Below are 22,742 nucleotides of genomic sequence, written 5' to 3'. Positions count from 1 at the left end.
CGGCGCCTGGGTCATGGCGTGGGCAGCTTCCCGCCGCGGCGCTTGTACTCGCGCAGGCCCTCGGCGAATTCACGGCCCTTCTCATACATGTTGCGGTCGTCGGCGAAGCGCAGCTCGAGCTTCTGGATCACGATGGTGCCGCCCATGCTGGCCATCTGCCGCTGGGTGAAGACGTACTCCGGTTTCCCGGTGCCGTTGTAGTAGGCCCCGTGGCCTGGAGGCATGACGCCGCCGGAATCGAACTTCAGGCCGTACCTCATGGGGAACAACCCGTTGTTGAAGCCGCGGGCGGCCGGGCCGACGACGACGCCCGCGGACCCGCGCGACTCGACGTTAACGCCGCCGAGGGTGCCGGCCATGTGGCCGACCCCGGCGTTGGTGACGCCGACCATCATCCCTGAGCGGAGGTTGCGCACGAACCCCTGCGGCCCCTGATTGCCCCCGGTGAAGGAGAACGTGGTGAACAGGCGTGAGTACGGGTTACGGCCCTTGATGACGTTCACGAGCGCCGATATGAAGCCCGAGCAGTCGTAGCCGCCGGGGCCGACGCCGCCCCACAGGTACGGCTTGCCCGCCTGCGCGCGAGCGAAGGCCAGCGCCTTCTGGACGCCGGGGCCGCCCGTTCCGCCGCCGTCGATGCCGACCTTCGCCTTGACCCAGTTGACGACGCTGTCCTTGATCCAGGACGGGATGCCCGCGATGACGTCGCGGATCATGCCCGCGCCGGGGATGACGCCGAGCACCTTGTCCAGCAGGGTCCGCGCGCCCTTGGCGACGTTGCCGATCGTGAAGTCCTTCACGCCCTGGATGAACTTCCCGATGATGCCGCCGAAGGCGTATCGGCCGGCGAAGGGGACGATGCCACCACGGGCGAACGCGAGTCCTTCGCCGCCGAGGGCGTCAGGGCCGGTCAGCCACCGCCGTACGCTCTCTGGGCCGCCGCGGCGCGCGATCTGGTTGGCCTGCTCGACGAACCCGCTGCCCACGGCCCGGGTGAACTCCGGCCGGAAGATGGACTCTCCAGGGCTCACCGCCGCGAGCATCGTGTCCCGGCCGGGCGCGTATCCGGGCAGCACACCGCCGCGGGCGAAGTACGGGATGCCGGGAAGGCGGGCCTTGATGCCGACGAACTCCGCCAGCTGGTTGATCAGTTTGCCGACGCCCTGGTTGTAGAAGCGGATCACGAAGTTGACCGGCGCCTTCGCGATGTCGACCAGCCGATCCCAGAACCGCTTGACCGCATCCACGCCGGTCCGGAAGGCGTTGGGGATGGTCTGAGTCACCGTCTTGGCCAGGAACGAGAGCACCGGCCTGATCATCGAGTTCACGACGAAGCTGATGACCTGGCCGATCTTGCGGAAGGTAGGGGCCGCGATCGTGTTGTGGAACCACAGGAACTTCGGCGCGAGGGTGACCACCAGGAAATCGCGGAGGGCCTTCAACGCCGGTCCGAGGGCGTTGTTCCACAACCAGGACCCGACCCTGCCGACCGCCCGGAACGCGCCGTCCACGATCGCTCGGAACGTGGCGCTCTTCTTGTAGGCCAGGACCAACGCCCCGCCGATCGCGATCAGCAGGGTGATGACGATGCCGATGGGGTTGGCCCGCATCGCGGCGTTGACCAGACGGATCGCGACTGCGAACACCCGCGAGGCGACCGCCGCCGCCTTCTGGGCAACCGTCATGGCCACCGTACGTGTGGTGGCGAGCACGGCCTGAGCGGCGGCCCGCCCCTTCTCCCAGGCCAGTTTCGCCATACTCACGGCGAGAAGCGATGTGGTCTGCATCCCCTGATAGGCCAGGACGCTGAAGTTGCGCACCGCCACACCGGCCCGTGCCGCCGCCGAGGCGTTCTCTCCCAGCGCCGCCCCGCCACGCAGCAGGCCAGACCCGAATTTGATCATCGCGCCGCCTGCGGTGATCGCCGCTCCGGAGACGCTCGTGATCGTCTTGAACAGGAACGACAGCTTGCCGCCCAGCGCGACGGCGACGACGGAGAACGCCAAGAGCTGGACGGCCACCCCGCGCACCGGTTCCGGCAGCGACGTCATGATCTTCAGGACGGCACCCAGTGGCCCGAGGAAGATGGGCAGCACTCCAGTCACCGCGCGCAGGATCTCCAGCAGTAGCCGGAATGCCTCGGTCATCCGCTGCTGGCCGCCGACGGAGGCGGAGAAAGCCGCCATCTTGGCGGTGACCTGCTCGATGGTGGTCAGGACCCCGTCGCCGGAGCCCTTGGCGGAGCGGAAGACACCGGCCAGGAAACGGCCCACGTTCCCGGCGATCCGGCCGAGCTGGGCGAGGGTGTCCCCGGCGCGCTGGACCGCGTTGCGGAGCATGGTCGCGCCGCGCTCGGACGACAGGAACGCGCCTGCGGCCTTGGCCCCGTTGGTCGCCCAGCCCGCCATCCGCTCGAGCAGAGGCAGGCTGTTGACCGTCAGCGAGGTGATGCCGCGCAGCGCGGGCTGGACAGCGCTGCTCAGCCGTCGCGTGACGCGCTCGGTGGTGGCGAACACGGCTGCCAGGGCTCCGCGGGCCAGCGGCGTCCTGGCGAACGCCGCAGCCTCCCGTGCTCCGGCGTTGAGGCCGCCCGCCACACCGACCATGCCGCGCCGCACGGCTGGCAGCAGGTTGCCCGCGATCGGCCGCACCTGCTTGGCCAGACCGTCGAACATGCGCTCTTGTACGGCTGCGCGGATCGGCCGGAAGGACTTGGAGATCCCGGTGCTCTCTCGTACGAACGCGCGGGCGCTGGGTGACAGCTTCTTCAGAGCCTCGTCCAGGGCCTTGGCGTCCTTGGAGGCCGCCGCGGACATGGCCTCGCCTACGCCGTACAAACCAACCTTGAGCGTGGCCGCCGCCGCCTGGGTCGCAGCAAGGCGGGCCGGCAACACCAGCAGCGCCCCGGCGGCCGGGACCAGGGCAGCACTCAGCGCGGTCGCCCCGCCGGCCAGGGATGCCAGGCCGGCACCGCCCGCCGCGAGCCGGCTCACCCCGACCAGCCGCTTCTCGAACCGTGCGACCGCCCGCTCGGCCTTCTTGATGCCGCGCTCGGAGAAGTCCACGCCGAGCCGGATGAGGAGGTTACGAATCGTCGCCATCGTCGCCTCCCCCCTGCTCCCACTCGATCGGTGCGGGTGCGTCCCAGCGCGGCATGAAGTCGGCGGCCTCGGGGGTCTTGCCCTTGGTCTCGGTCAGGCTGTTGGTGATGCGCTCGGCGATCAGCGCGGCGGCTTGGTCGATCCGCACACGCAGGTCGATCGGGCCGGTCAGCCGCTCGAACACCTGCCAGGCCGCCAGCTCACGGGCGCTGATGCGGGCGAGCAGCTCGGCGACGGTGCAGCCGAGGGCGAGCGCTAGTCGGTGGTGGTCGAGGCGCTCGGGCCGTCGCCGAAATCCTCGGTCAGCTCCTTCAGGTCGTCGTCGGTCAGGCCGTTGAGGCGCTGGGCGACGTTGGCCAGGCGCTGGAGGGCGACAGCGCTCTTGCTGCTGAGCTTGAGCAAGTCCTTCGGCTCGAACAGCGGAGCGCCGTCTTCGTCGATCGCGCACCGGGAGACGAGCTTGGCCGTGGCGTTGCGCAGGTTCGTCTTCTGCGTGCCGTCCCGGGTCTGCACGACCAGGGACGCCTGGTACTCGTCCAGCTCAGCGCCGGTCAGGCCGCGCAGGCGGACCTCTCCGCCCCACTCGGGAACGGGGACGTCCTCCACGGGCAGGTCGTCGACGGCCAGGATCTGCTCGCGGCCCAGAAGTGCCATGATCTCTCGCTCTCGTAGGTCTTCAAGGAATCGGCCCAGACGCCGCAAGTCGGCCCAGATGAGCCGCAGCAGCTCGCGCACTCAGGCGGGAACGGTGACGTCCTCGGCGGGCTCGTCGGTGATCGCGAACTGGAACTGGCACACGGGAACCGCGTCCATCTCGAACGGCTTGCTCACTGCGCCAACGGCGACCGGAAAGACATCCATCTTCCGACCGGGAACGTCGCCACCCCCGAAACGCACGACGTTGCCCTCGGTACCTCTCGGCATGAGAGTGCGGGCGTCGTTGCCGGACGGGTCGGCGTACATCGTCAGGCTGGAGTCCTCGGCCTCGATGTCGCCCGCCACCTTGGAGACGAACCTCGAATTCACGTCCGGCGCGTCCTCGAAGTTGGAGCTGGTGGTCCAGCCCTCGTAGGCGGCGACCTCGCGGGACAGGTCGACGCCCGCGTTCAGCTCGGCCCGGGTGGGCGCGTTGATGTTGGCGATGGTGGGCACCCAGTACCACTTGAGCGTGCCCTTGGGCCAGTAGCGCTGGACGGCTGCGATGGGCGTGGCGGCCATTACTCATTCCCCCTGGTTGCGCGCCGACGCCGCGGCGGCTGCTCAGTGCCTTCCAATGGCGAAGCCCCGGCGGGTGCCAGGGCTTCGGTGTCCTGCTCGGGTGCGGTCTTGCCGTCGGGCGGCGGATCGGCCGGGGCCTCGCCCGGTGGCTCCTCGACGGGATCGACTGCCGACTCCCAGCCGGAGCGCTGGTAGTGGCTCAGCGCCGAGGCGGGGACCTCGATCACCCGCTGCCCGTCGTCGATCCGCGGATGACGGATGCGGATCAGCTCCAGCTCTGCCATGGCCGCCCCCTTACGACGCCGCGCCGATGACGACGATCTGGTAGGTCACGCTGGAGCCCGCGCCCGAGTTCGCCACCTTCAGCAGGTCGCCCGTGCCCGCGGTCACCGCGTAGCCGGTCGCGTCAGGAGCCATGAGCACCAGCAGGCCGCCGGGCCGCACCGCGACCGTGTGGGTTCCGGCACCGAACGGGCCGACGAACGGGTTGCTGCTCGCGCCTCCGACGACCACGTTGTTGGCGTTCGCCAGCGGGGCCGCGACGATCAGGCCCTTCACTCGAGCGAAGGTGATCGAAGCGCCGAACGGGTCGGTGAGCACCCCGGCCAGGTCGAGGTCCTCGCTCGCCGAGGCGGCCAGCGTGCGCTCATCCGACCAGAGCCGGTTCGCCTGGTTGAGGCCGGTGCCGTCGGCGAGGTTGAGCTGCCGGGCGAACGACAGCGGCGCGCTGACCGTGGTCAGGTCCAGCGAGCTGGTCAGGTTGGCGGCGAGCTGGACCAGCAGCCGCGAATCAAGGGGCATCGGTTCGTCCTCTCATCGGAATCCGTGCTTGCGCGCGGCGGCGTCCACGGCGGTGGCCACGTCGCGGTCGATCTGCTGCCACTCGGCCGCGGCGGCAGGGAAGAAGAAGGGGCGGGCGCGCTGTGCCACCCAGCGTTTGCGGTCGCCGAACAGCGGGTGGCGGAAGGTGCCCGGCTTGCCGAGGTTCTCCAGCGGCCTCGCGTGCGGTGCCCGCTGCTTGTTCACCGACAGGGCCACGCCTGGCCGGCGTTTGGCGAAGCTCACCTGAAGGCGGATCGCTCGCGGGATGCGCCGCGACCAGCTCGCGTTCGCCTTCGCCCGGGTGCGCGCCCGCGTCCCGGCCTTGCGCAGCGCAGGCCGCAGCTCCTTGCGCACCTCGGCGGGCAGTGCCCCCAGGTCACGCACCAGCCGCCGCAGTTCGTCGGTGCCGCTCTGCTCCTTGGCCATCAGTACGTCCAGGCATCCACGGTGATCACGAACCGGACGACAGCCTGTGCGCCCTTGGTGGTCTGCTCTTGGGCCAGGTCCTCAGTGGTGAGCTGCGTTCGCCCACACACCCCGCCGAGGGTCGGGTCGGTGGCCAGCTCGCCAGCCAGGATGCTCACCATCTCGTAGACCCGCGCCCGCACGGCGGCGGCGTCGGCCTCTCCGCGCAGTACGGCGACCAGACAGGTGATCTCGTAGGACTCGCGGTCAGGGTCCAGCGTCACCTGCTCGCGGGTGCGGACGTTCTCCACGGACGTCTCACCGGGCTCCCCGGTGAAGCCGACACAGATGATCTCCTGATCGGCCGCGAGCGGCTGGCCGTCCACCACCTGCACACCGGGAAGCACTCGGCGGGCGGCGGCCACCAGGGCTTCCAGGACGGCCGGGACGGTGCTCACAGTCTGCGGCATGGCTTATGCTCCGGCCGCCGGTCCGGGGTCAGGTTGAACCTGACCTGTCACGGGGTCAGGTTCAACCTGACCTCCGGGCGGCGTCCAGCCGATTCGGGTCAGTAGGTCCCGGGTCGCCTCCGGCAGGACCACCTCGACCTCCTCGACGTCGAGCCGCTCGACCTCGTGGACGCGAATCTCCAGCTCCAGCGTCGGCATGCTGTTGCGGTCCAGATCCAGCACCGCCCGCTGGAGGCCGCGGGCCACGTTGTGCCCGTCCAGCTCCAACCGGTAGTCCGCCCGATACGGCATCCCGGCGATCGACAGCCTCATGTCACCTCACGCGATTCCTGATACCTGCTCGCCCAGAAGCTCCAGCGCCCGCCTTGGCACGGCGAACCCGGCCCGCGGATCCCACACCTCGTCGTCGCCGCCGAGCCGCGGGGCCACGGTGCCGCGCTGGATCTCCCACAGGTGGCCGATGATGATCAGCGCGGCCAGGCGGACGTTCGCCGGTACCTCGGTGCGGCCCGCGGTGTAGGTCACCCGCACCGGCCCGGAGATCCACCCGCCGTCGAGACGCTGAACCACGCCGGTCACCTGGGCGTCGGCGAGCTGGTCCACCGCCTGGTTCAGCACGCCCGGCCGCGCCCCGGTGATCGAGGTGATGGTCAGGACCGGAGTGTGCTGGAGCGCCAAGGCGTAGCCGCCCGGGTGGTCCTCGACGTGGATCCGGCGCGTCACCGCCCCGGCGTGCCGCTCGACGACCGGCGTCACCGCGCGAACCACCTCGGCCAGCTCGGCGTCATCGGCCGTCGAGGTGATGTTCAGGTGCTTCTTCGTCTCGGCGAGGGAGACGATTCCGGCGTCCCACATCGGCGCGACGTCGAACGGCTCCTCGGTCGCGGTCGCCGGGCCGGTGCTGGTCCATCGGGCGATGTGCCGCCCGGCCTGGGGTGAGACGTAGTCGTAGTGGTAGAGCCCTACGCCGTCCGCGGGCGGGGTCAGCGGCCCGGCGGTCGTACCGTCCGGCAGCCGGATCGTCAGCGTGATGGACGCCGGGGTGACGAGCTGGCCGCTGGAGCGGATCTCCGTGGTTAGCCGGGCCGGTGCCCCGAAGGCGTAGGTCATCGCCTACTCGCGGCGACCGCGCCGGGCGGTGCGCTGGAGCGGCCGGGAGTCGGCGGTGTTCTCCGGCTCCGGAACGCGCGGCGTCTCCCGCTGCTCCTGGCCCTCCTCGACGTCCGCACCCAGGCGCCGCAGCTCGGCGGCCACCTGCTCGGCCCGGTCGCCCAGGCCGCGCGTCAGGTAGCCGGCGTGCTCTCGACGCAGGGCCGCGACCTGCTGCTCTTCAGGAGTCGGGACCTCGATGTAGTCGGTGCCGCCGGTCCGCACCGAGCGGACCGGCACCTGCTCCGGCATGTCCTACTCCTTCTTGGTGTCCGCGGACCGCGAGGCCCGGGTCCGGCGGGCGGCGGGCTTGGCCTGCTCGTCGTCGGCCGCCTCGTCGGCCTTCTCCTCGGTCTTCTCCTCGATCCACTCGGTCAGGTGCTCCTCGGCCTGCTCGGTGGTGGTGCCGTCGTAGGACTCGGCCCGCTCGACAGCCTTGTCCCGCTCGGCCTGCACGTCCGGCCCTGGGGTCGCCAGCGGAGCACCGTGGACGACGCTGCCCGCAGCCGCCCGGTCGGCCGCCGCCCTGCGGTTGTCTTCGAGCTGCTGCACGCTCTGCGGGGTGCCGTCGGGGTGGACGTAGCCCTCCTCGCCCGGCTTCGGCCACGAGTTGTCGGCCTGCTGCTCCTCGGCCTTCTCCGGGGTCGGCTGCACGCCGTCGATCTCAGCCATGGGTGATGCCTCCAGGTAGATGGGTGTGCGGGACCGGCCGGGCGGAGCGCGCGGCCCCGCCCGGTCCGGTGGCGTACTAGAACGTCGGGGTGACCAGGCCCGTACCGCTGATCACGCTGATCGACTTCGGGTAGCGCTCGGAGTGCAGCGCCACGTAGTTGTAGAACCGGAGCAGGACCGACAGCTCGGCTGCCTTCGTCTCCCGGAACGTCTCCGACCTCGGGGTGCCCTCGAACAGGATCACGTCGGAGCTACGCGCGACGATGATCCGGTCCTCGTTGGTGCCCGCACCGAGGTTGATCGGGATATTGGGATCCACGAAGACCGGCAATCCCTGCATGCTTCCTACGAAGCCCTCGGAGTTGATCTCACCGACGGCCGCCAGGACGTTCTGCGGCGCGTTGGCCGCCGGGGTCACCAGCGGACGGCCCGCCGAGTCCAGGGCGCTCAGCAGCATCGCCCAGCGCCGCGGGTGCATGAAGATCACATCCGGCGGCATGAACCGGCCCGTGTGAATCTGCTGGATCGCGTCAGCCACCTTGGCGTACAGCTCGCCCGCCGTGGGGCTCGCGTCCGTGTAGGTCACGGCGTTGGCACCGGACACGTTGAGCAGGCCACGCTTCCCGGCGGCGTTGTTCGTGAGAACGAAGACGTCGGCCTTGATGGCGTAGTCCGCCGCCAAGTCGGCCAGGAGGACATCGTCCATGTTGATCGGGCTCTGCTCGATGAGCTGGAGCGAGACCACCTGCTGGCCGGCGATCGTGGCCACGGCCGCCGCCACGCTGCCCGTGGTCGCGTCGGTGTTCTGGACCGCGGTGTTCTGCGTCGCCTGCTCGGCGACCGCCGTACCGGTGGCGAGCCTCGGAAGGTTGATGGAGTCGGTGCCGCCCGGCAGGGGCATCGGCCGCATCCGGTTGGCCACCACCCGGGCGGCGCGGGCCAGGCCCACGTACTCGTCGATCATCCACAGGGGCGGCACGAACTCACCGCCGGCGCCGTCGGTCGTGGACAACGCCCTCTTCTCCAGGGCGGCGGCCACCTCGCGGTCGTTCCTCGCGAGCCGCTCGACCGCGTCGCGCGAGCCCTGGAGCTGGGCGCGGACCAGGTCCCGGAAGTAGGAGACCTTGCCGCCGCGGCGGTAGGTCTCCGGCTCGGCGGTGACCTGCACGCCGGAGGCACGCTCCCGGGCCTCGCCGGTCTGGCCGTACTGGGCGGTCAGCTCGGCGGCGCGGGCCTCGCGCTTCGCGTCCTCCTCCAGCTCGGCGATGCGCTCGCGACGCTGCTCGATCTCGGTGTCCTTGGCCTTGATCGCTTCGCGCTTCTCGGCGAACGCGGTGGCCTCTTCCTCATTGAGGTCGCGCTGCTCAGCCCGGGGAGCCGTCAGAACGGCGTCCAGCTCGGTACGCAGCGCGGCCCTCTCCTCCAGCAGCTTCGCGAGCTGCTGGCGCAGGAACTCCAGCATGGAGCCCTCCTTCGTGAGTGGGTCGTGCCGTCGTCCGTCCGGGTGGTGGCCAGGTGGTGGCGACCTGCGGGCATGCCGCAGGACGCTCCGGCGTGGCTCCGGCGCGTCAGGGGTCAGGCGGGATCAGCCGAGGACTGCGGCCTCGGCCTCGAACAGCGACAGCGGATTGCGTCGCTGGGTCTCAGGTGCGGGGGGAGCAGGCGGGGCGGGCGGCGCGAGTCGCTGGCCGAGCCGCTCGTACAGGGCGCGGGCCTGCTCGTCGCCCATGCGGTCGAGGTCCAGGCCGCGCAGCGCGACACTGGTTGCGGGGTTCGCGCCGAAGTTGACCACGCTCACGTCGCCGCGGTGCAGGCTGTACTCGATGATGTCGCGCTGCATGTAGTCCGGGCTCCACTGCTGGCGAGTCACTCTGAACGCAAACGACATCTCGTCGACGTTTCCGTCCTCGATGGCCAGCACCATGTCCCGGATGTCGCCGCGGGCGGTGTTGACGTCGGCCGCCAGATGCAGGCCCTGCGGTTCCTCGGCCAGGCGCAGCGTCCCGGCGTGGGTGTAGGCCATCGACAGGCCGCCGTGGTTGAGCAGGAGCTGCGTCTGCGGGTTCTCGCCCAGGGTCTTGGTGCCAGCACCCTCGCGGACCACCTCGTCATAGGCACCGAACATGTCCCACATCTCGTAGGTCTGCTCGTACACCGTGGCGTAGCCGGTGATCTCCACGAGCGCCCCGGCCTTGCCGCGGACCTCGAGCTGGACGGGGTAGGCGCGACGCTCGCGCCCGCCGGTCTTCGCGCGTTCGGCGAGGTTCATCTACTCCTCCTGGCTGGTGCTGTCCGACGCGCCCGAGCCGCCGGTCGGCGGGAGCGTGGTGAACTGGGTGATCTGCTCGGGGGTCAGCGGCGGCCTGTCCTCCAGCTCCCTCGCCTCGTCCGGCGTCTGGAAGTGGTTGCGGATACCGATCTGGTAGGCGCGGAACCTGGTGAGCAGGTCCGTGCGCAGCAGGGCGTTCCTGTTGACCTTCACGTACTGCGGGCGCGGCAACAGCTCCGTCAGCACCCGCTCCAGCCGGGTCAGCCACGGGTCCAGTGCGTAGATCAGCAGGTGCAGGCTGCGGGACTCCACGTTAGAGTAGGTCATGCTCCCGCCAGACTCGTAACCCAAGACTTCGGCCAGGCCCGGCCCGAAGATCCGGGCGCACTCCGCCGAGGTGAACTGATTGGTCTCCAGGAACTGCGACTCGCCGGGCGCGATCTGGATGGCCTTGTACTGCCAGCCCGCCCCCATGACGACGGGCTCACGCTTTCCGCGGATCGCGGCGAGGAACCGCTGCTTGGCCGTGCTCGCCTGCTCCTGATCCAGGTTCTTGTCCGAGGTCAGGATGCCGGTCGGGTGGGCACCCTCCTCGAACCACTGGCTACCGAAGCGCAACGCCGCGATACCGACGCCGACGGTCAGCGCGTGATGCTCGATCGGGCTCAGGCCCTTCAGGCGGCCGGGCACCGGAAAGACGCGCTTGTGCCATACCTGGTCCTTCGGAACCTCTTTGCCGCCGATCCGGTAGCGAGGCTTGCCCTCCTGGTCCTTCCAGGCCGCGACCTCGTCCGGGTGCTGCAAGAGGATCTGCGTCGCGGCACCCGTGCGCGGATCGCGCTCGCCGACCAGGCCGAAGCCGTTGCCGCGCAGCAGCCACGAATACATGAGCTGCCACGTCCAGTCCTCCAGGCCGTTGCCGTCCCCGGCCGGATCGAGCAGCCACCGCGGCTTGGGCCGCTCGCGCTTGTCCGCCCCGGTGCCAGACAGGACGTCGACGGGCAGCATCGCCGCGGTGCCCGCCAACAGGGTGACCGATGCCCAGACCGCGACCTTCTGGAGCGAGGCTTCGGCGCGGTTCAGGTCCACCCGGGCGTAGCTGCTGGACAGCGCGCTGTTCGGCGGGATCGGCGGGTCCGCGGACTCCCGGCGCTCGAGCGGCTCCGCGCGCCGGACCGTACCGAACAGCATGCTCACGACTCACTCCGATCGGTGCGGATCTGCTCCCACGCCCGGTCGGCCAGCAGCAGCCCGCCCGCTGTCATCCACCCGGCTGGCGGCCAGGCCAGCCACGCGCCGTAGGAGACCAGCACCAGACCGGCCAGGCCGGGCAGCACCGTGACCAGCCAGCGGAGCGCCGTACCGGCCGAGCCCGCCAGGTCGGCCATGAGCGAGGAGCGCGCCATCGTCCTCCTCACCAGGTCACCAGATGTTGTTCATGGGGTCGGTGTCGTCGAGCAGGTGCGCCCGGGTCGCGTGTCCCCAACGGGCCAGCGTCACCGTGACCAGCGGGGAGATGTCCACGCTGGCGCCGCGGCGGGTCCAAGCCCACAGGTCCGCCAAGTCGCGCTTCGCTGCTCCGGCCAGCGCCGCGTTCAGCGGGGCCTGATCGAGGTGGCGCAGCGTCGATGCCCAGTCCTCTGCGGCGTTCACCGGCGGCACCACCGCGTCGTAGAAGGACCCGCACGCCTGGGCGTACTCCCGGGCGCTGGGCTTGACCACCTCGATCCCCGCCGCCTCCAGCGGCGCGATGAGCGAGCCGGCCGGACCTGCGCCGTCGACCACCACGGCGCACGGCCGCCAGCGCCGCACCAGCTCCAGCGTGCGGGCCACCATCCATCCGGTGCCGGGGTGGTGCTCGACGACCTCGACGTGGTCCAGGCCGTCGGCCCGCCGGCCGGCCACGCCGATCGCGCCCATGCTCCGGTCCGGGGTCGCGTCCAAGGCGAAGGCCACCGGGTCGACCAGCTTCGACGCCGGGTCGGCGACCGCACTCCAGGCGTCCTGGGGGATCACGGACCACTCCGGGATGAGGGACTCGACCCTCTGGCACAGGCACTCAGTGCGGAAGATCGGTTCGGGGTCGGTGGCCAGTGCGCTCGCCAGGGCCTCCTCGGTGACCGTGTAGCCGAGGCTCGGGTTGGCCTGCGCCCACGCCGTACGGTCCTGAAGTCGGCATGTCGCGGTGTGCTTGTTGCTCGGCCGTCCGCAGGTGCATTTCACCTCGTCCGGGGCCGACCACTCGAACAGGCCCATCGACGGGTCGAGAGCAGGGTCGGCAGCGACCAGGCGGCCAGCGGTCAGCAGCTCGTTCAGCACAATCGAGCGATCGTCTCCGGCGTTGCTGAAGGCCCAGACCTGCGGGTCGCGACGGGCCATCGTGGTCTTGGTGACCGCGCCCCAGGCGTCCCACGTCTGGTGCTCGCGCAGCTCGTCGAGGTTGACGTCATCGCCGCTCAGTCCTCGGCCGCCGCGGCGGGAGGCCGCTGCGATCTTCCAGCGGGAGCCCGAGGCCAGGCGCAACGCCTTCTTGCCGTTCGTCCGGTCAATCGCCGCGACCTCGGCCGCCAGCTCCGGCGTGCCCTCGACGATCTCGACCGCCTTGTCCCACGACTCCTCGGAGATGTCGAGGTTCTGGGCGGTGCCGATCACCAGGCCGACGCCGAGGACGAACATCTTCCACAGGTTCTTGACCTCGACGATCGTGGTCTTGCCGTTCTGCCGGGCCACCAGCACCAGCACCGTGCGGAACCGGAACCTCCCGTCGGGCCGCACCTCCAGCGCGTGGATCAGCAGCCAGCGCTGCCACGGGATCGGCCGGACACCGATGACGTCGCGGCCGAAGTCCACGGCGGAGAACCCGCGCGAGGTCGCCGGCGTCAGGGCGCACCCGCACCCACACGGCCCCGGCGGGCCGGTCACCAGCGGCGGCGTCCAGATCCTAGGAATCGTGCTCCCCAGCAGCGTCGGCGCGTAGCTGAGCAAGACGTCCCCCGATCGGCTTGTCCGTCTTCATCGCCTTGCGGGCCGCCGGGGTGCCGCCGAGATCACGCAGCACGCCCTGGAGCTGCGGGCCGAGCCAGCCGACGGTCTTGGTGACCTCGCACATCGACTCCAGCGCCCGTAGCCGCCGCAGCGCGCCCTCATCCCCGGCCAGGTCCCGGCGCAGTTCGGCCAGTTCCTCGGCCCGGTCGATGGCCTTCTCGATCTCCTCGGCCTGCCGCAGCGCGAGCACTCGCATGGCCTGGTCGGAGTCGGTCAGCCAGTCCATCGCCTCGACGGCCGCGCGGACGGCGTCGCGCAGGTCCGGCGCACGCTCTCGCGCGGGCGGTTCGGGTGCTGCGGCGAGCCGACGACGGCGAGGGGGCATGGTCACCTCCGACCGGGCACCCCCGAGGCCGGGGGGAGAAAAAGGGAGACTGGGGCGCGGGTCGACCAATGACCGTGATCAAAAACGGACATACTCACGTTCTCACAGGTCAGAGACTTACCAGCGTCGCGAGGTGGTGGGCTGGCGTGCGCGGAGGCGGTTACCGCGTCCGCTGTTGCATCGGTAGTGCGCTGCCCTCGCGTTGCTCGGGTCGAGCGGGTCGCCGCCCTTGGACAGGGGCACGAGGTGGTCGAGGGTCCAGCTCAGGGGGTGGCGAGGGGGAAGGGTGAGGTCGATGGCGTGCCCGCAGATCCAGCAGACGCGGGAGGCGGCGCGGACCTGGTCGCGGAGACGGCGGTAGGGACGGCCTGAGCGTCCCTTACTTCTGGCCACATCCAGCCCACCATCGCATTGGGGAATGTCTGCATTTTGCATCGAAGCATCGCGTACATATGTCACGCTGAAAGAGCAGTCGGTCTATGGGGGGCCACGATGGTTGCCCCGTAGCTGCGGAGCACGACGCCAACAGGGTACGGAGCTCCGGCATTGCAGCACCACACGTTGTTGTTCACGTGAGGTCGAGCCTTTGTCGGATTACCCGTACATCAGCTCGGCCTCGACCTAGATAGAGAGTCGAGAGAGCATGACCCCCCTCAAGACCCTGCTTGTCTTCGTGGCCATCCTCATTGGGATCATCGTCGCCCTGATTGCAGGCTTCTTCGCGCGAGCCAGTGGAGACACACCTCATGCCGCGCTAGGCAGGGGCGGCGTGGCCTTCGTCGGAGCGGTGACGCTCACCCTGCTGATCATCGGAAGCTTGGGCCTGCTCTGACCCGTACCTCCCCTGGGAAGTCCGACCATAAGGCGGCAATTGGGCCTGGCCTAAATCCGGCATTCGTGTTGTAATGCGGGTTCAGCACATGTTTAGGCAGGTGGTCGCGAATGTTCACCGACGAGCGACAAGCCATCAAAGTCACGCTGCGGGACGGTTCCCGCCTGTTCTTCACCATCCCGCGAACACTTCGAGGGAAGGCCAAGGCCGAGGCGATCGAGGCGGCGGTAGAGCTGGCCGAGAGGCTGGCGAGGCGTCCGTATTCCGTCTGAGGACATGCGGAACTTGCTTCGAATTATGCTGCCCGAATTCGAGCAAGGTCAACTCGTCCTCGGATTACGAGGGCATGGGCGTGTTGCAGGACGGTCGGATCGTATGTGGGGGCCGGTCGTCCGCGGCGGCCGGTGCGGCGGGAGCCGCACGGCTGGAGGTGGAGGAGGTCGATCATCTCCCGCACCTCCGCCGCGGTGAGCGGCGGATGGAGCAGGGCGGCGGCGTCCTCCACGGTCCAGGCGTCCATGCCCCCATCATGCCGCTTCCGCTCTTCCACCTGTTCGATACTGGCACGGTGGAGACCCCCAAAGGCCGCAAGCCGAACACCACTTATTCAGCGCCAGTCGGATCAATTGATCTTGCAGCCGAGGAGGAGGATGGCACCCCATGCGAGATCTAGCCATGCCACGAATGCCTGCCATGGCACGTAGAGGTGATTAGGGACGGTTCAGAGATCTTTGCACGAGAGTGGCATGCTATCGACTGCCCTAACTTTCAGGCATTGCTGAACGACTGACTTCTTCCCCACCATCACCGGTTTCCGCTTCAGGCGTCGGTCACGCGCCTTCTATGGTAGGTCGGCGCGGGGGACGGCCGCGGCGGGTCGAGGCGTCCGGCCGCTGCCAGCCGGTGATGGTCGCCGGCTTCCAGGTCGGCGACCTGCCGAGAAGAACGCGATCAGCTCGTCCATCACAGCCTCATCTCCTTGGGCCAGTCGGGATGGTCGGTGGTGATGTGCTCGCCCAGCAGCTCGACCACCTGGCTCACAGGGAGTACCTCGCATCGGGTCCTTCAGCTCATTGCCCGCATCTGTACGCCTAAGACGTCCAAGTCAAATCGTGACCTTCCCAGGTGTAGCGGTTAGCCTGACGACATGCATGTCGAGCAACCCATCACCGGTGAAGCGGCCCCTCCTGCCCACATCGAACCCGAAGAGGCATTGTCTAGACTCCAAGCACTATTTGGGGAGCCCTCGTCGCAGATGCTCGAACTTGTGCAGCAGCGGAATCATGAGCTTCTTGAAAACGGTGGCGCTCTTGCAACGGGACGAGTGTTTGACCATGTTGCGATCAGGGAACTTGCCACAGGGCGAGCCAAATATCTAGAAGCCATCGTGTGGTCCAGTGTAACGAAATCGGAACTCCTAGTGATTCCGGCAGCATCTCTAGCTACCGCAATGACGCAAACCCCCGAGGAGCTACACCCGATCTTCTCCCTTTTAATCAGCCTCCCTTCCACACACATGTTCGATGTGACCTACATCACGGCAGCTGGCATAGCTAAGCTGCTCCGCCCCTCCAACCCCTACGCCCTCACCATGGCGTCAGTCGTCTATGCGGCATCAGCCCATAACCTACCGGTCGCGACCAGCCGACCCGCTCCCCTAAAAGCCCTCAACCCAGAGATTCTAGTCGACCTCACTCCTCAGCTTTCACTACCTGCACACAAATGAGCACAATAGGTTATCGCTTGATTTAACGAACCGAAGAAGCTTATTCTCCTCCAGTGCGGCCAAAACTGTGGCAAACAACGAGAGGAGCCAGTGGATGCGTCGGCTAGCTGCAGCATTTATCGCAGCGTCATGTGCGTTGATGATCCCACAGGTAGCATCGGCGGAGAGCTCTAAAGCCGCCCCTGCGGAGATCTACCTAAGCAGAAGCGGAACTGTTTTTGCTACGCTTCCCTGCACCGCAGGCCTAACGAGTTTCAGCCCGCCGATCACGGGGGTCGCTTCCTACTGCACCCGACGCTCCTATCTTAGGCAGTACGGGAACGGCACAGGTTGGTCCTACTGCATCAACCCAGGGGCCGCCACCACGATTCCCGCCGCTTATCAGGGGGCACAGTCAATCATTGTTGGCGCAGTAGCGAGCTGCTGACCAGCAAATAAATATGCCTTAATATTTCCAGTTCGACCTCTCACCTTAGCGGCCACTGTTGCTCCGATCTCCGAAAGAGTGATCGGAGTTTGACAGGCATAAAAACAGCTCGACTAACAAAAGGGGCACCGCTCAGCTAGATAGCGGTGCCCCGACGGGGTATTCCAATTATCCGCAGGAAGCGGAATGCATACGTACCACGACCGGCACAAATCCGGTCGAAGCGGCAGAGCCGTCAACATCGGGTCAGCCTCTTATGGTATGTCCCCGTAGTAGATCGTCCGGCCGTCCACCCAGACGAGCATGGCGTCCCCGTTCAGCCGGTTCTTGTCGATCGTCGCAACCGGCGGACGCCCATCGCTATCCACGCACCGCCGGTTAGCGCACCTGACCCGGCCCTCTCGGCGACCGACCCGCAGCGAGAAGGTCTTGCAGTACGGGCAGGCCGGCGGCAGCTCGCCGGCCGGGGCACGTAGCGGCTCCCACCGCTCGGCCTCGCCGATGTCGCGCACCTCCGAGGCCCGGCGGATCCAACCGGACAGGATGCGCGCCGTACGACGGGCGGCCTCCTCGGGCACGGCGTGCACGAGGCGGGCGATCGAGGCCAGGGCCGCCGCGGTGTTGGCGTCGGACCCGCCACGGCGGTCGCCGAGGTGTCCGGCGACCTCTCGGCGCAGGCTCGCCTCCAGGCGACGGACGCCCTCGTGGATGTCCATCAGGACCGGCCCGGCCTCGGCGTGCCAGGGCGCGGGCGAACCGGTCACCTTGTGATGGCTCATCGTGCCCGAGGTGGGGTCGGCGACCGGCTCGGCGAGCAGCTCCTCCAGGCGGGCCAGCAGCTCGGCCAGTTCGGCGACCAGAAGTGTGACCTCCGCAGCGGGGCCGGTGCCTTCTACCATGGAAGTGGCCCCTTTCTCAGCGGGCCTGACCGGCGGGTTGCCTGCGGGCCTCGGCCTGCCCCGCCGGTCCTCATGCACAAGGAAGCACCCCCGCCGAAACGGGGGCGCTTCGGCGGGGGGATCAGTTCAGCGAGTCGCGACCGTCCAGCAGGTTCAGCGCGATGATCGTGAGCATCTCGACCTGCTTGAGGGTGTCGAGTGCGGCAGCTTCCCGCCAGTCGCGGCCCATCATCCGGTAGGCGGCGACCATGTCCATCGCGATGAGCCAGCGCAGCGTCAGGGCGAAGATCGCGCCCTTGGCCTGCTCCGGAGCCTCGGGACGGTCGTCGATCAGGTCCAGCGTCCGCTCCAGGGCGTCCGTGAGCGTGTCGGAGTCCTCGACGTCCAGCGGGATGCGGATCCCGATCCGGGCGAGGACCTTCGCCACATGCGTGAGGGTGTGCGCGGCGTGGGCCAGCAGGTGGTCCGTCCGCTCCTCGCGCTCCGGGGGAATTTCGGGGAACTCGGTCATTGGAGGCTCCTCCATTTCTCAGCGGATGGGGTTGCCTGCCCCATTTCCTACGATTAATGATAGGCTGACCGACTGACATTTTCTCTCCCCCGGACGCTATATTCCCTAACCCCGATAAATGCGGGGATCATTCAAAAGACGGAAATCCGAAAGCTCCTCATCGTCTTCGCCGATCGTCCACAGGGCGCCGAACTTCCGGCCCGGCAGCTCGTTCACCGGGACGCCCGTGTCCTCGGCGATGCGGGAAGCCGGGACCAGGGTCGAGGCGTTCGTGCCACCGATCGCAACGTGGGCCATGTCGAGCTGTTCGCCGATGCCGTCGGTCACCAGGAGCACAGTAGCGACGATTCTCTTGCTGTTTTCGCTCATTCATTTTCCTTTCGCGGATTCACCCCGACAGAGGATATTACAAATTTCGATGATTACGGGAGGGTTCCCTCGTCCATCTGAAGGCCACGAACAGTCTTCTGAAGATCATGCATGGCGGACAGAAATGTCACCTGATCGGCAGCTGAGCTTGAAAAGCTGGTGTTACAGCGCTTTGAGGATGAGGCTGGTCTGGGCGATGAAACCGTCGAGCAGCGCAGGGTGGTCCTGCATCCGTCTAAGCTTGTTCTTGACCAGTGCAGCAGTTGGTCGGTGTCATGGGGGGCGAGGTTGGCCAGGCCGCGGTTTGAGAACCGACCACACTCCTTCGGCCGGGTTCAACTCCGGGGCGTAAACGGGCAATTGGAAGACCGTCAGCCAGGGACGCGCCTCGATCGCGGTGCGCATCGCCCGTGACAGGTGGCGGCGGTCGTTGTCCCACACCAACACAAGCGGCCCGCCGAGCTGGGTATGGGTGGCATCCAGCAGAGCGGTCAGATGCCAGGGCGTGAAGGCTTTGATCTCGCCCGGCTGCCCGCGCCGGATCAGGACCCGGTACGCCAGACCGGCCAGCACCACCCGGCCATATCCCTTGCCGGTCACCTTCACCACCGGAGTACGCGGCCGGGCGGCGCCCAAGTCCGCGTCCCGGGCGGCCTCAGACTTTGCCCAGCCTCATCGGCCCAGCACAGCCAGGCACCCAGGTCGAGCGCCGCCCTTTTGTCGCCGGCCATTCCTCGGCGACCCACAACTCGATCACCCCCTTTCGCGCTCGACAGCCCGATGAACCGGCATCTGCGGCGTCCAGCTGATCCAGTGCAGCAGATACGACACCCCGCGCAAGGTGTAGCGGACATGAAACAAGGCCGCGATCAGGTCGGCAACTCGCGCCAGCGTCCAGCACTGGTCCTCGACGAAGCCGTGCGCGACCGGACCGCGCCCCAGCTCACAGCACAGCCGATCCAGGCGCTGCGCATTCAATCGGCACTTCTCCCCGCCCGGCCCCTTGGAGGCCAGCGCCTCCGGCCCGCCGGTCTGCCAGGTGCGGTACCAGCGGTTGGCCGACATGCGGCTCACCCGAAACCGCCGCGCCACCTCCGGCGCGGGCACCCCTTGTGCGAACAACTCCGCGGCCTCGAAGCGCAACCGCTCCCGCCGGGCGCGTTCCGTGGCGGTCAGCCCGCCGCCCACGGCATACCTCATACCTCCGGGATAGCCGATCGCCGCAGGCCCTAACCAGCCCCCGCTGTAACACCGGCCTTTCAAGCTTGTTGGCAAGGCAACCAGCGAACGAGGGGGTCGCCGGAAACATGTGCACGTGAGCAACGGCTTTTCCAGACGTCCGACCTGACGTGGCCAAACCCCTCGACTGGGCGGTGACCATCCCAGGGCTTAGCATGACGGTGATGGGTTTATGTGGGCACTAAATTGGATATATCGGCCACTCTTTTAGCTTAGCTAGAAGTCGCGCGAGACCTACCTGACTAGGGATAATGCACTCCGCAACTTACTGCTGACAGATATGACCTTGTCTTCGGTCAAGCGATCACGATAAGATCTTTTAAATAGCTTCGGCAGACGAAAGGACTATTGTGCGTCGATCGCGAGCAGTGCAGTTACTTATAACCGGAACTCTGGCATGTACCGTAACGATTAGCTTCTCTACGCCCGCACGCGCGCTTCCCGTCTGCGAAGTATCAACTAGTTACTCGCAGGCAGTCTATAATCCTGCCGTAGACGCTCTTCAAGCATGCGACAAATCCACAGACGGCATGCGCGCAGGGGCGGGACTTAGAGATTTCGATATCATGAGCTGGGAGGCGTATGACACTAACGGAAATAACGGCGTATGTGGCCCCACCACTTGGGCTAGCGGATCCGGCTTTCGGGATCTGCTTACCTGGCGCCAAGAGGGCTCCACCGGATATCCCTCCAACACGGCAACCTCGCCTGATTGTCAGCTTGGCTAGTGGCATATACAACTATCTTCCGACATCTATAGATCATCAACGCTTATTAAATGGGGTGTATATGCGAGCCAATGCCGACCACGTAGACGACCCGTCTTGTTCGAGACGCAGTAGCCGACGGAAGATAATCATCCCAATAATTGCCGCCGTGACAACGATGGCTCTGGTAAGCGGAGGCTCTTTGATGCTAAAAGGGCTGCAATCTGCAAATGCAGCCGAGCTGGCATCGGGCGCCAATGCAGGAAACTCGTCTGACACTCGTACTAGAGTGGCTCCGGCGGGTGTCTCTTCCGACATTCGAAACAGTCCTCCCAAGAGCCTTATAGCGGCGGGCCGTATGGCAGTTTCTGCATACTGGATCGGCCAATGGGGCACCGTGCAGGGGAACGTGAAGCGCCTTCATCGCACATGGTATCTGCACAACCCGCGCTCCGGATCTTACGAAGCTACTCCATGGTCATGGCTCGATGTGGCCCCAGGACTCAAGTTTGCAGCAGTTCTGGACGGAGAACTTCCCTCAAAGAGGCTCGGTATCCTCGACGTATCTACTGGTAACATCGTTTCCTGGATCAACCTTGGACAACCCGCCGGAAGCGTTGCCTGGTCGCCGGACGGCAGCAAGATCCTTGCTACGACATACACCAGTCACCCTGACGAGGCCGAGTTCTTCTCGGAAGCTCTCCGGCGACACAAGCCCTCAACCCGCACCGGTTTCTATATAGTCAATACCGCAGACAAAAAGACCAAATTCAATAAGATCGCCTCGGAACGTTCCGGCGGTACTCGACAAGATTTCAAATGGGAATCCGGCGACGCAATATCTGCTCCTTCTTTTACCTCATCGAACGGAAAGTCCTGGCGTAGTCTGGACGGCCAGTTAAGGGCTCCTTTCGGAGCAACGGCCGCAGGAGATGAGATCGGAGCGGCAGGGATTTCCCCTAACGGCAAGCTCGTGGCAGGCGCTCCTGGACTCCCCACGCAGGTGAGAGAGCTAGCAACAGATCAGGCAGTCGGAACTCAGCCGGTTCTACAACTACTGGCTTGGGCTGATGACGATCACCTGATCGCGCTGGGCTGTGAAGGCGCCTGTTCGAATGAGTTCCGAAACGGCCTCGTTCTAGTCAGCGTAGATGGCAAGCAGGTCACCCAGCTTTCCAGCTACCGCAAGGACGGCGCGGCGGACGAGGACTGGCATCCCGTTCTGACCGTGCGATAGCTAGCCTTCGATCTCAGGGACGGCTCCACGAAGCCGTCCCTGGTCTTATGTTCGAGATCTAGGATAAAGTTCATGAAAGATACCTCAGCAGCTGTGAAGCGTCTATTCAGAGATGTCGAGTGGCATCTCAAGATATCTGGGCTCGCGCCAGCCGACGCCAATGGAGGATTTCTAATAGATCTCCATTCGGAGAGTATCTCAGTGACGTGGACAACTAATCGAGGCCTCGCAAACAGTAGCAGTGGAACCATTGAGGAAATGGTCAACTTCGAGTCACAGGTAGCTACGGTGATGTTGCGAGCTATCTGCGATCTCCTGAATGCCGTGAACTATGAAGCTGTCTTTCGGGTAGGCGAGGGCTGTGTAGAAGTCAGGAATCCAGCCCAATAACTTAACAAGAATGAACAATGATATATAGGCCAGCTATGGCGCGTAGCAGTGACGGCTGGCCCCCGGATTTTAACTCCGCCAACTACCGGAACCGGCATGCCGTGGAATGTAGCATCAACCGGATCAAACGTCATCGTGCCGTCTCCACCCAGTGCGACAAGCTCGCTGTTCATTACGAGGCCGTCATCCACATCACTGCCATCAATGACTGGCTCACCTGCCTTTGAAACAGCCTAGTGTTTTCTGAGTGAGAAACTGAGTGATAGCCTCAGCGAGCTTCCGTGAACCGCCAGGGACTCTTGCAGCTCGGCCAGCTCGCTGTAAGAGGTGGGTTCATCGGTCGTGGTCGCCGTCCTCGATCAGGCACACCTCGGCGATCCGGTAGGTGTCACGGCGACCAGTCGAACGGGCGGTCATCTCCAGCTGGTGCCGCTCATGACAGGCGCCGACGAGATCGCGGTGGATCTCGCCGTGCGGGTTGCAGTCGGGCCAGACCGAGCCGGGTGGGTATCCACGGCGGCGTGCTCCAGCTCGGCGAGACGCTTCTCCGCCTGGTCGGCCAGCGTCCGCAAGTCGGCCACCACGGCGCGGGCCAGGGCCAAGCCGTCGCCGGCCGAAGCAGACGAGGCGGGATCACCGATGATCTCTGCGGATCCGTCGAAGCGGAAGCCGACGCCCCGCACGGTGCTGATGTAGTACGGCCTGGTGGCGTCGTCATCGAGCTTCCGGCGCAGCCACGAGATATGCATGTCCACGGTCTTGGTGGAGTCCCACCGGTCGATTCCCCACACCTCGCGCATGATCTGCTTGCGGGTCACTACGGTCCCGACGTGATCAGCCAGCAGAGTGAGCAACCGGAACTCAAGGTGCGTGAGACGGAGTTCCTTATCCCCTTGCCAGGCTCGGCAAGCACGTAGATCAATACGCAG

General features: G+C 66.7%; 29 protein-coding genes and 1 pseudogene. 5 read left to right on the top strand and 25 right to left on the bottom strand.

The window, feature by feature from the left end; translation table 11 throughout:
* Positions 1–11: 11 nt before the first annotated feature.
* The 19 genes from PKF00_RS03570 to PKF00_RS03480 all read right to left on the bottom strand — a co-directional run bounded on the left by PKF00_RS03570 (position 12) and on the right by PKF00_RS03480 (position 13,869).
* Positions 12–3,101, bottom strand: coding sequence for a C40 family peptidase (locus PKF00_RS03570; RefSeq protein WP_271216364.1), 3,090 nt, complete (start codon positions 3,099–3,101; stop codon positions 12–14).
* Complete coding sequence (locus PKF00_RS03565) at positions 3,085–3,300, bottom strand: phage tail assembly protein T (RefSeq protein WP_438827843.1); 216 nt, start codon at positions 3,298–3,300, stop codon at positions 3,085–3,087. The genes PKF00_RS03570 and PKF00_RS03565 overlap by 17 nt, the downstream gene beginning before the upstream one ends.
* 56 nt (positions 3,301–3,356) lie before the next feature.
* Positions 3,357–3,755, bottom strand: coding sequence for a phage tail assembly chaperone (locus tag PKF00_RS03560; protein ID WP_271215868.1), 399 nt, complete (start codon positions 3,753–3,755; stop codon positions 3,357–3,359).
* A gap of 81 nt (positions 3,756–3,836) precedes the next feature.
* A complete protein-coding gene (locus tag PKF00_RS03555) occupies positions 3,837–4,319 on the bottom strand; it encodes a phage tail tube protein (protein ID WP_271215867.1) in 483 nt (160 codons plus the stop codon).
* Positions 4,319–4,603, bottom strand: coding sequence for a hypothetical protein (locus PKF00_RS03550; protein ID WP_271215866.1), 285 nt, complete (start codon positions 4,601–4,603; stop codon positions 4,319–4,321). Before PKF00_RS03550 ends, PKF00_RS03555 begins: the two co-directional genes overlap by 1 nt.
* Before the next feature lie 10 nt (positions 4,604–4,613).
* Positions 4,614–5,120: a hypothetical protein gene (locus tag PKF00_RS03545; protein WP_271215865.1), complete on the bottom strand. Its 507-nt coding sequence runs from the start codon at positions 5,118–5,120 to the stop codon at positions 4,614–4,616.
* Positions 5,121–5,132: 12 nt separating this feature from the next.
* Positions 5,133–5,567: an HK97 gp10 family phage protein gene (locus tag PKF00_RS03540; RefSeq protein ID WP_271215864.1), complete on the bottom strand. Its 435-nt coding sequence runs from the start codon at positions 5,565–5,567 to the stop codon at positions 5,133–5,135.
* Positions 5,567–6,016, bottom strand: a complete 450-nt coding sequence (locus tag PKF00_RS03535) for a hypothetical protein (RefSeq protein ID WP_271215863.1) — start codon at positions 6,014–6,016, stop codon at positions 5,567–5,569. Before PKF00_RS03535 ends, PKF00_RS03540 begins: the two co-directional genes overlap by 1 nt.
* Positions 6,017–6,019: 3 nt before the next feature.
* Complete coding sequence (locus tag PKF00_RS03530; protein ID WP_271215862.1) at positions 6,020–6,328, bottom strand: hypothetical protein; 309 nt, start codon at positions 6,326–6,328, stop codon at positions 6,020–6,022.
* Positions 6,329–6,334: 6 nt separating this feature from the next.
* Positions 6,335–7,126, bottom strand: coding sequence for a head-tail connector protein (locus PKF00_RS03525; protein ID WP_271215861.1), 792 nt, complete (start codon positions 7,124–7,126; stop codon positions 6,335–6,337).
* Positions 7,127–7,129: 3 nt separating this feature from the next.
* Entirely contained in the window at positions 7,130–7,417 is a 288-nt protein-coding gene (locus PKF00_RS03520) for a hypothetical protein (protein WP_271215860.1), read from the bottom strand.
* A 3-nt stretch (positions 7,418–7,420) separates the two neighbouring features.
* Positions 7,421–7,837: a hypothetical protein gene (locus tag PKF00_RS03515; RefSeq protein WP_271215859.1), complete on the bottom strand. Its 417-nt coding sequence runs from the start codon at positions 7,835–7,837 to the stop codon at positions 7,421–7,423.
* A gap of 76 nt (positions 7,838–7,913) precedes the next feature.
* On the bottom strand, positions 7,914–9,299 hold the full coding sequence (locus PKF00_RS03510; protein ID WP_271215858.1) for a phage major capsid protein: 1,386 nt from the start codon (positions 9,297–9,299) through the stop codon (positions 7,914–7,916).
* A gap of 123 nt (positions 9,300–9,422) precedes the next feature.
* Complete coding sequence (locus PKF00_RS03505) at positions 9,423–10,106, bottom strand: HK97 family phage prohead protease (protein WP_271215857.1); 684 nt, start codon at positions 10,104–10,106, stop codon at positions 9,423–9,425.
* On the bottom strand, positions 10,107–11,297 hold the full coding sequence (locus PKF00_RS03500) for a phage portal protein (protein WP_271216347.1): 1,191 nt from the start codon (positions 11,295–11,297) through the stop codon (positions 10,107–10,109).
* Positions 11,298–11,299: 2 nt separating this feature from the next.
* The gene (locus PKF00_RS03495) at positions 11,300–11,512 is read right to left on the bottom strand and encodes a hypothetical protein (protein WP_271215856.1); all 213 of its coding nucleotides are present in this window, start codon (positions 11,510–11,512) and stop codon (positions 11,300–11,302) included.
* A 16-nt stretch (positions 11,513–11,528) separates the two neighbouring features.
* A complete protein-coding gene (locus PKF00_RS03490) occupies positions 11,529–12,956 on the bottom strand; it encodes a terminase large subunit domain-containing protein (protein ID WP_271215855.1) in 1,428 nt (475 codons plus the stop codon).
* Between the two features lie 91 nt (positions 12,957–13,047).
* Entirely contained in the window at positions 13,048–13,476 is a 429-nt protein-coding gene (locus tag PKF00_RS03485) for a terminase small subunit (protein ID WP_271215854.1), read from the bottom strand.
* Between the two features lie 117 nt (positions 13,477–13,593).
* A complete protein-coding gene (locus tag PKF00_RS03480; protein WP_271215853.1) occupies positions 13,594–13,869 on the bottom strand; it encodes an HNH endonuclease in 276 nt (91 codons plus the stop codon).
* Between the two features lie 250 nt (positions 13,870–14,119).
* On the opposite strand from PKF00_RS03480, the gene PKF00_RS03475 reads away from it, so the two are divergent.
* From PKF00_RS03475 to PKF00_RS03465, 3 genes are all read left to right on the top strand, one after another.
* On the top strand, positions 14,120–14,308 hold the full coding sequence (locus tag PKF00_RS03475) for a hypothetical protein (RefSeq protein WP_271215852.1): 189 nt from the start codon (positions 14,120–14,122) through the stop codon (positions 14,306–14,308).
* A 110-nt stretch (positions 14,309–14,418) separates the two neighbouring features.
* Positions 14,419–14,580 (top strand): hypothetical protein, encoded by a 162-nt coding sequence (locus PKF00_RS03470; RefSeq protein WP_271215851.1) that lies wholly within the window; start codon positions 14,419–14,421, stop codon positions 14,578–14,580.
* 875 nt (positions 14,581–15,455) lie between these two features.
* Positions 15,456–16,034 (top strand): hypothetical protein, encoded by a 579-nt coding sequence (locus PKF00_RS03465; protein WP_271215850.1) that lies wholly within the window; start codon positions 15,456–15,458, stop codon positions 16,032–16,034.
* Between the two features lie 681 nt (positions 16,035–16,715).
* Here the strand turns inward: PKF00_RS03465 and PKF00_RS03460 are convergent.
* From PKF00_RS03460 to PKF00_RS03440, 5 genes are all read right to left on the bottom strand, one after another.
* Entirely contained in the window at positions 16,716–17,360 is a 645-nt protein-coding gene (locus tag PKF00_RS03460) for a hypothetical protein (RefSeq protein ID WP_271215849.1), read from the bottom strand.
* Positions 17,361–17,481: 121 nt separating this feature from the next.
* Positions 17,482–17,871 carry a hypothetical protein gene (locus tag PKF00_RS03455; RefSeq protein WP_271215848.1) on the bottom strand — a complete coding sequence of 130 codons (390 nt, stop codon included), beginning with the start codon at positions 17,869–17,871 and terminating at the stop codon, positions 17,482–17,484.
* 105 nt (positions 17,872–17,976) lie between these two features.
* Positions 17,977–18,240 (bottom strand): hypothetical protein, encoded by a 264-nt coding sequence (locus tag PKF00_RS03450; RefSeq protein WP_271215847.1) that lies wholly within the window; start codon positions 18,238–18,240, stop codon positions 17,977–17,979.
* Between the two features lie 273 nt (positions 18,241–18,513).
* Positions 18,514–18,849: a transposase gene (locus PKF00_RS03445; protein WP_271215846.1), complete on the bottom strand. Its 336-nt coding sequence runs from the start codon at positions 18,847–18,849 to the stop codon at positions 18,514–18,516.
* 144 nt (positions 18,850–18,993) lie between these two features.
* On the bottom strand, positions 18,994–19,440 hold the full coding sequence (locus PKF00_RS03440; protein ID WP_271215845.1) for a helix-turn-helix domain-containing protein: 447 nt from the start codon (positions 19,438–19,440) through the stop codon (positions 18,994–18,996).
* Between the two features lie 915 nt (positions 19,441–20,355).
* Between PKF00_RS03440 and PKF00_RS03435 the strand changes: the two genes are divergently transcribed.
* The gene (locus PKF00_RS03435) at positions 20,356–21,423 is read left to right on the top strand and encodes a hypothetical protein (protein WP_271215844.1); all 1,068 of its coding nucleotides are present in this window, start codon (positions 20,356–20,358) and stop codon (positions 21,421–21,423) included.
* A 425-nt stretch (positions 21,424–21,848) separates the two neighbouring features.
* Positions 21,849–22,040: a transposase gene (locus tag PKF00_RS03430; RefSeq protein WP_271215843.1), complete on the top strand. Its 192-nt coding sequence runs from the start codon at positions 21,849–21,851 to the stop codon at positions 22,038–22,040.
* A gap of 429 nt (positions 22,041–22,469) precedes the next feature.
* Here the strand turns inward: PKF00_RS03430 and PKF00_RS44465 are convergent.
* A pseudogene (locus PKF00_RS44465) lies at positions 22,470–22,742 on the bottom strand (winged helix-turn-helix domain-containing protein); the annotation flags it as partial.

The sequence above is a fragment of the Streptosporangium carneum genome (assembly GCF_027922005.1).
In the GTDB taxonomy this organism is placed as follows: domain Bacteria; phylum Actinomycetota; class Actinomycetes; order Streptosporangiales; family Streptosporangiaceae; genus Streptosporangium; species Streptosporangium carneum.
Note: the sequence above shows the minus strand (reverse complement) of the source record. Positions and strands in the feature narration are given on the sequence as shown.

Excerpts from the sequence above, each read along its gene's own strand:
- PKF00_RS03460 (WP_271215849.1), bottom strand. The coding sequence starts at position 17,360 with ATGGTAGAAGGCACCGGCCCCGCTGCGGAGGTCACACTTCTGGTCGCC.
- PKF00_RS03550 (WP_271215866.1), bottom strand. The coding sequence starts at position 4,603 with ATGGCAGAGCTGGAGCTGATCCGCATCCGTCATCCGCGGATCGACGAC.
- PKF00_RS03455 (WP_271215848.1), bottom strand. The coding sequence starts at position 17,871 with ATGACCGAGTTCCCCGAAATTCCCCCGGAGCGCGAGGAGCGGACGGAC.
- PKF00_RS03570 (WP_271216364.1), bottom strand. The coding sequence starts at position 3,101 with ATGGCGACGATTCGTAACCTCCTCATCCGGCTCGGCGTGGACTTCTCC.
- PKF00_RS03450 (WP_271215847.1), bottom strand. The coding sequence starts at position 18,240 with ATGAGCGAAAACAGCAAGAGAATCGTCGCTACTGTGCTCCTGGTGACC.
- PKF00_RS03510 (WP_271215858.1), bottom strand. The coding sequence starts at position 9,299 with ATGCTGGAGTTCCTGCGCCAGCAGCTCGCGAAGCTGCTGGAGGAGAGG.
- PKF00_RS03560 (WP_271215868.1), bottom strand. The coding sequence starts at position 3,755 with ATGGCACTTCTGGGCCGCGAGCAGATCCTGGCCGTCGACGACCTGCCC.
- PKF00_RS03495 (WP_271215856.1), bottom strand. The coding sequence starts at position 11,512 with ATGGCGCGCTCCTCGCTCATGGCCGACCTGGCGGGCTCGGCCGGTACG.
- PKF00_RS03535 (WP_271215863.1), bottom strand. The coding sequence starts at position 6,016 with ATGCCGCAGACTGTGAGCACCGTCCCGGCCGTCCTGGAAGCCCTGGTG.
- PKF00_RS03525 (WP_271215861.1), bottom strand. The coding sequence starts at position 7,126 with ATGACCTACGCCTTCGGGGCACCGGCCCGGCTAACCACGGAGATCCGC.
- PKF00_RS03500 (WP_271216347.1), bottom strand. The coding sequence starts at position 11,297 with ATGCTGTTCGGTACGGTCCGGCGCGCGGAGCCGCTCGAGCGCCGGGAG.
- PKF00_RS03530 (WP_271215862.1), bottom strand. The coding sequence starts at position 6,328 with ATGAGGCTGTCGATCGCCGGGATGCCGTATCGGGCGGACTACCGGTTG.
- PKF00_RS03545 (WP_271215865.1), bottom strand. The coding sequence starts at position 5,120 with ATGCCCCTTGATTCGCGGCTGCTGGTCCAGCTCGCCGCCAACCTGACC.
- PKF00_RS03485 (WP_271215854.1), bottom strand. The coding sequence starts at position 13,476 with ATGCCCCCTCGCCGTCGTCGGCTCGCCGCAGCACCCGAACCGCCCGCG.
- PKF00_RS03430 (WP_271215843.1), top strand. The coding sequence starts at position 21,849 with ATGGCGCGTAGCAGTGACGGCTGGCCCCCGGATTTTAACTCCGCCAAC.
- PKF00_RS03515 (WP_271215859.1), bottom strand. The coding sequence starts at position 7,837 with ATGGCTGAGATCGACGGCGTGCAGCCGACCCCGGAGAAGGCCGAGGAG.
- PKF00_RS03520 (WP_271215860.1), bottom strand. The coding sequence starts at position 7,417 with ATGCCGGAGCAGGTGCCGGTCCGCTCGGTGCGGACCGGCGGCACCGAC.
- PKF00_RS03470 (WP_271215851.1), top strand. The coding sequence starts at position 14,419 with ATGTTCACCGACGAGCGACAAGCCATCAAAGTCACGCTGCGGGACGGT.
- PKF00_RS03505 (WP_271215857.1), bottom strand. The coding sequence starts at position 10,106 with ATGAACCTCGCCGAACGCGCGAAGACCGGCGGGCGCGAGCGTCGCGCC.
- PKF00_RS03555 (WP_271215867.1), bottom strand. The coding sequence starts at position 4,319 with ATGGCCGCCACGCCCATCGCAGCCGTCCAGCGCTACTGGCCCAAGGGC.
- PKF00_RS03440 (WP_271215845.1), bottom strand. The coding sequence starts at position 19,440 with ATGAGGTATGCCGTGGGCGGCGGGCTGACCGCCACGGAACGCGCCCGG.
- PKF00_RS03540 (WP_271215864.1), bottom strand. The coding sequence starts at position 5,567 with ATGGCCAAGGAGCAGAGCGGCACCGACGAACTGCGGCGGCTGGTGCGT.
- PKF00_RS03465 (WP_271215850.1), top strand. The coding sequence starts at position 15,456 with ATGCATGTCGAGCAACCCATCACCGGTGAAGCGGCCCCTCCTGCCCAC.
- PKF00_RS03475 (WP_271215852.1), top strand. The coding sequence starts at position 14,120 with ATGACCCCCCTCAAGACCCTGCTTGTCTTCGTGGCCATCCTCATTGGG.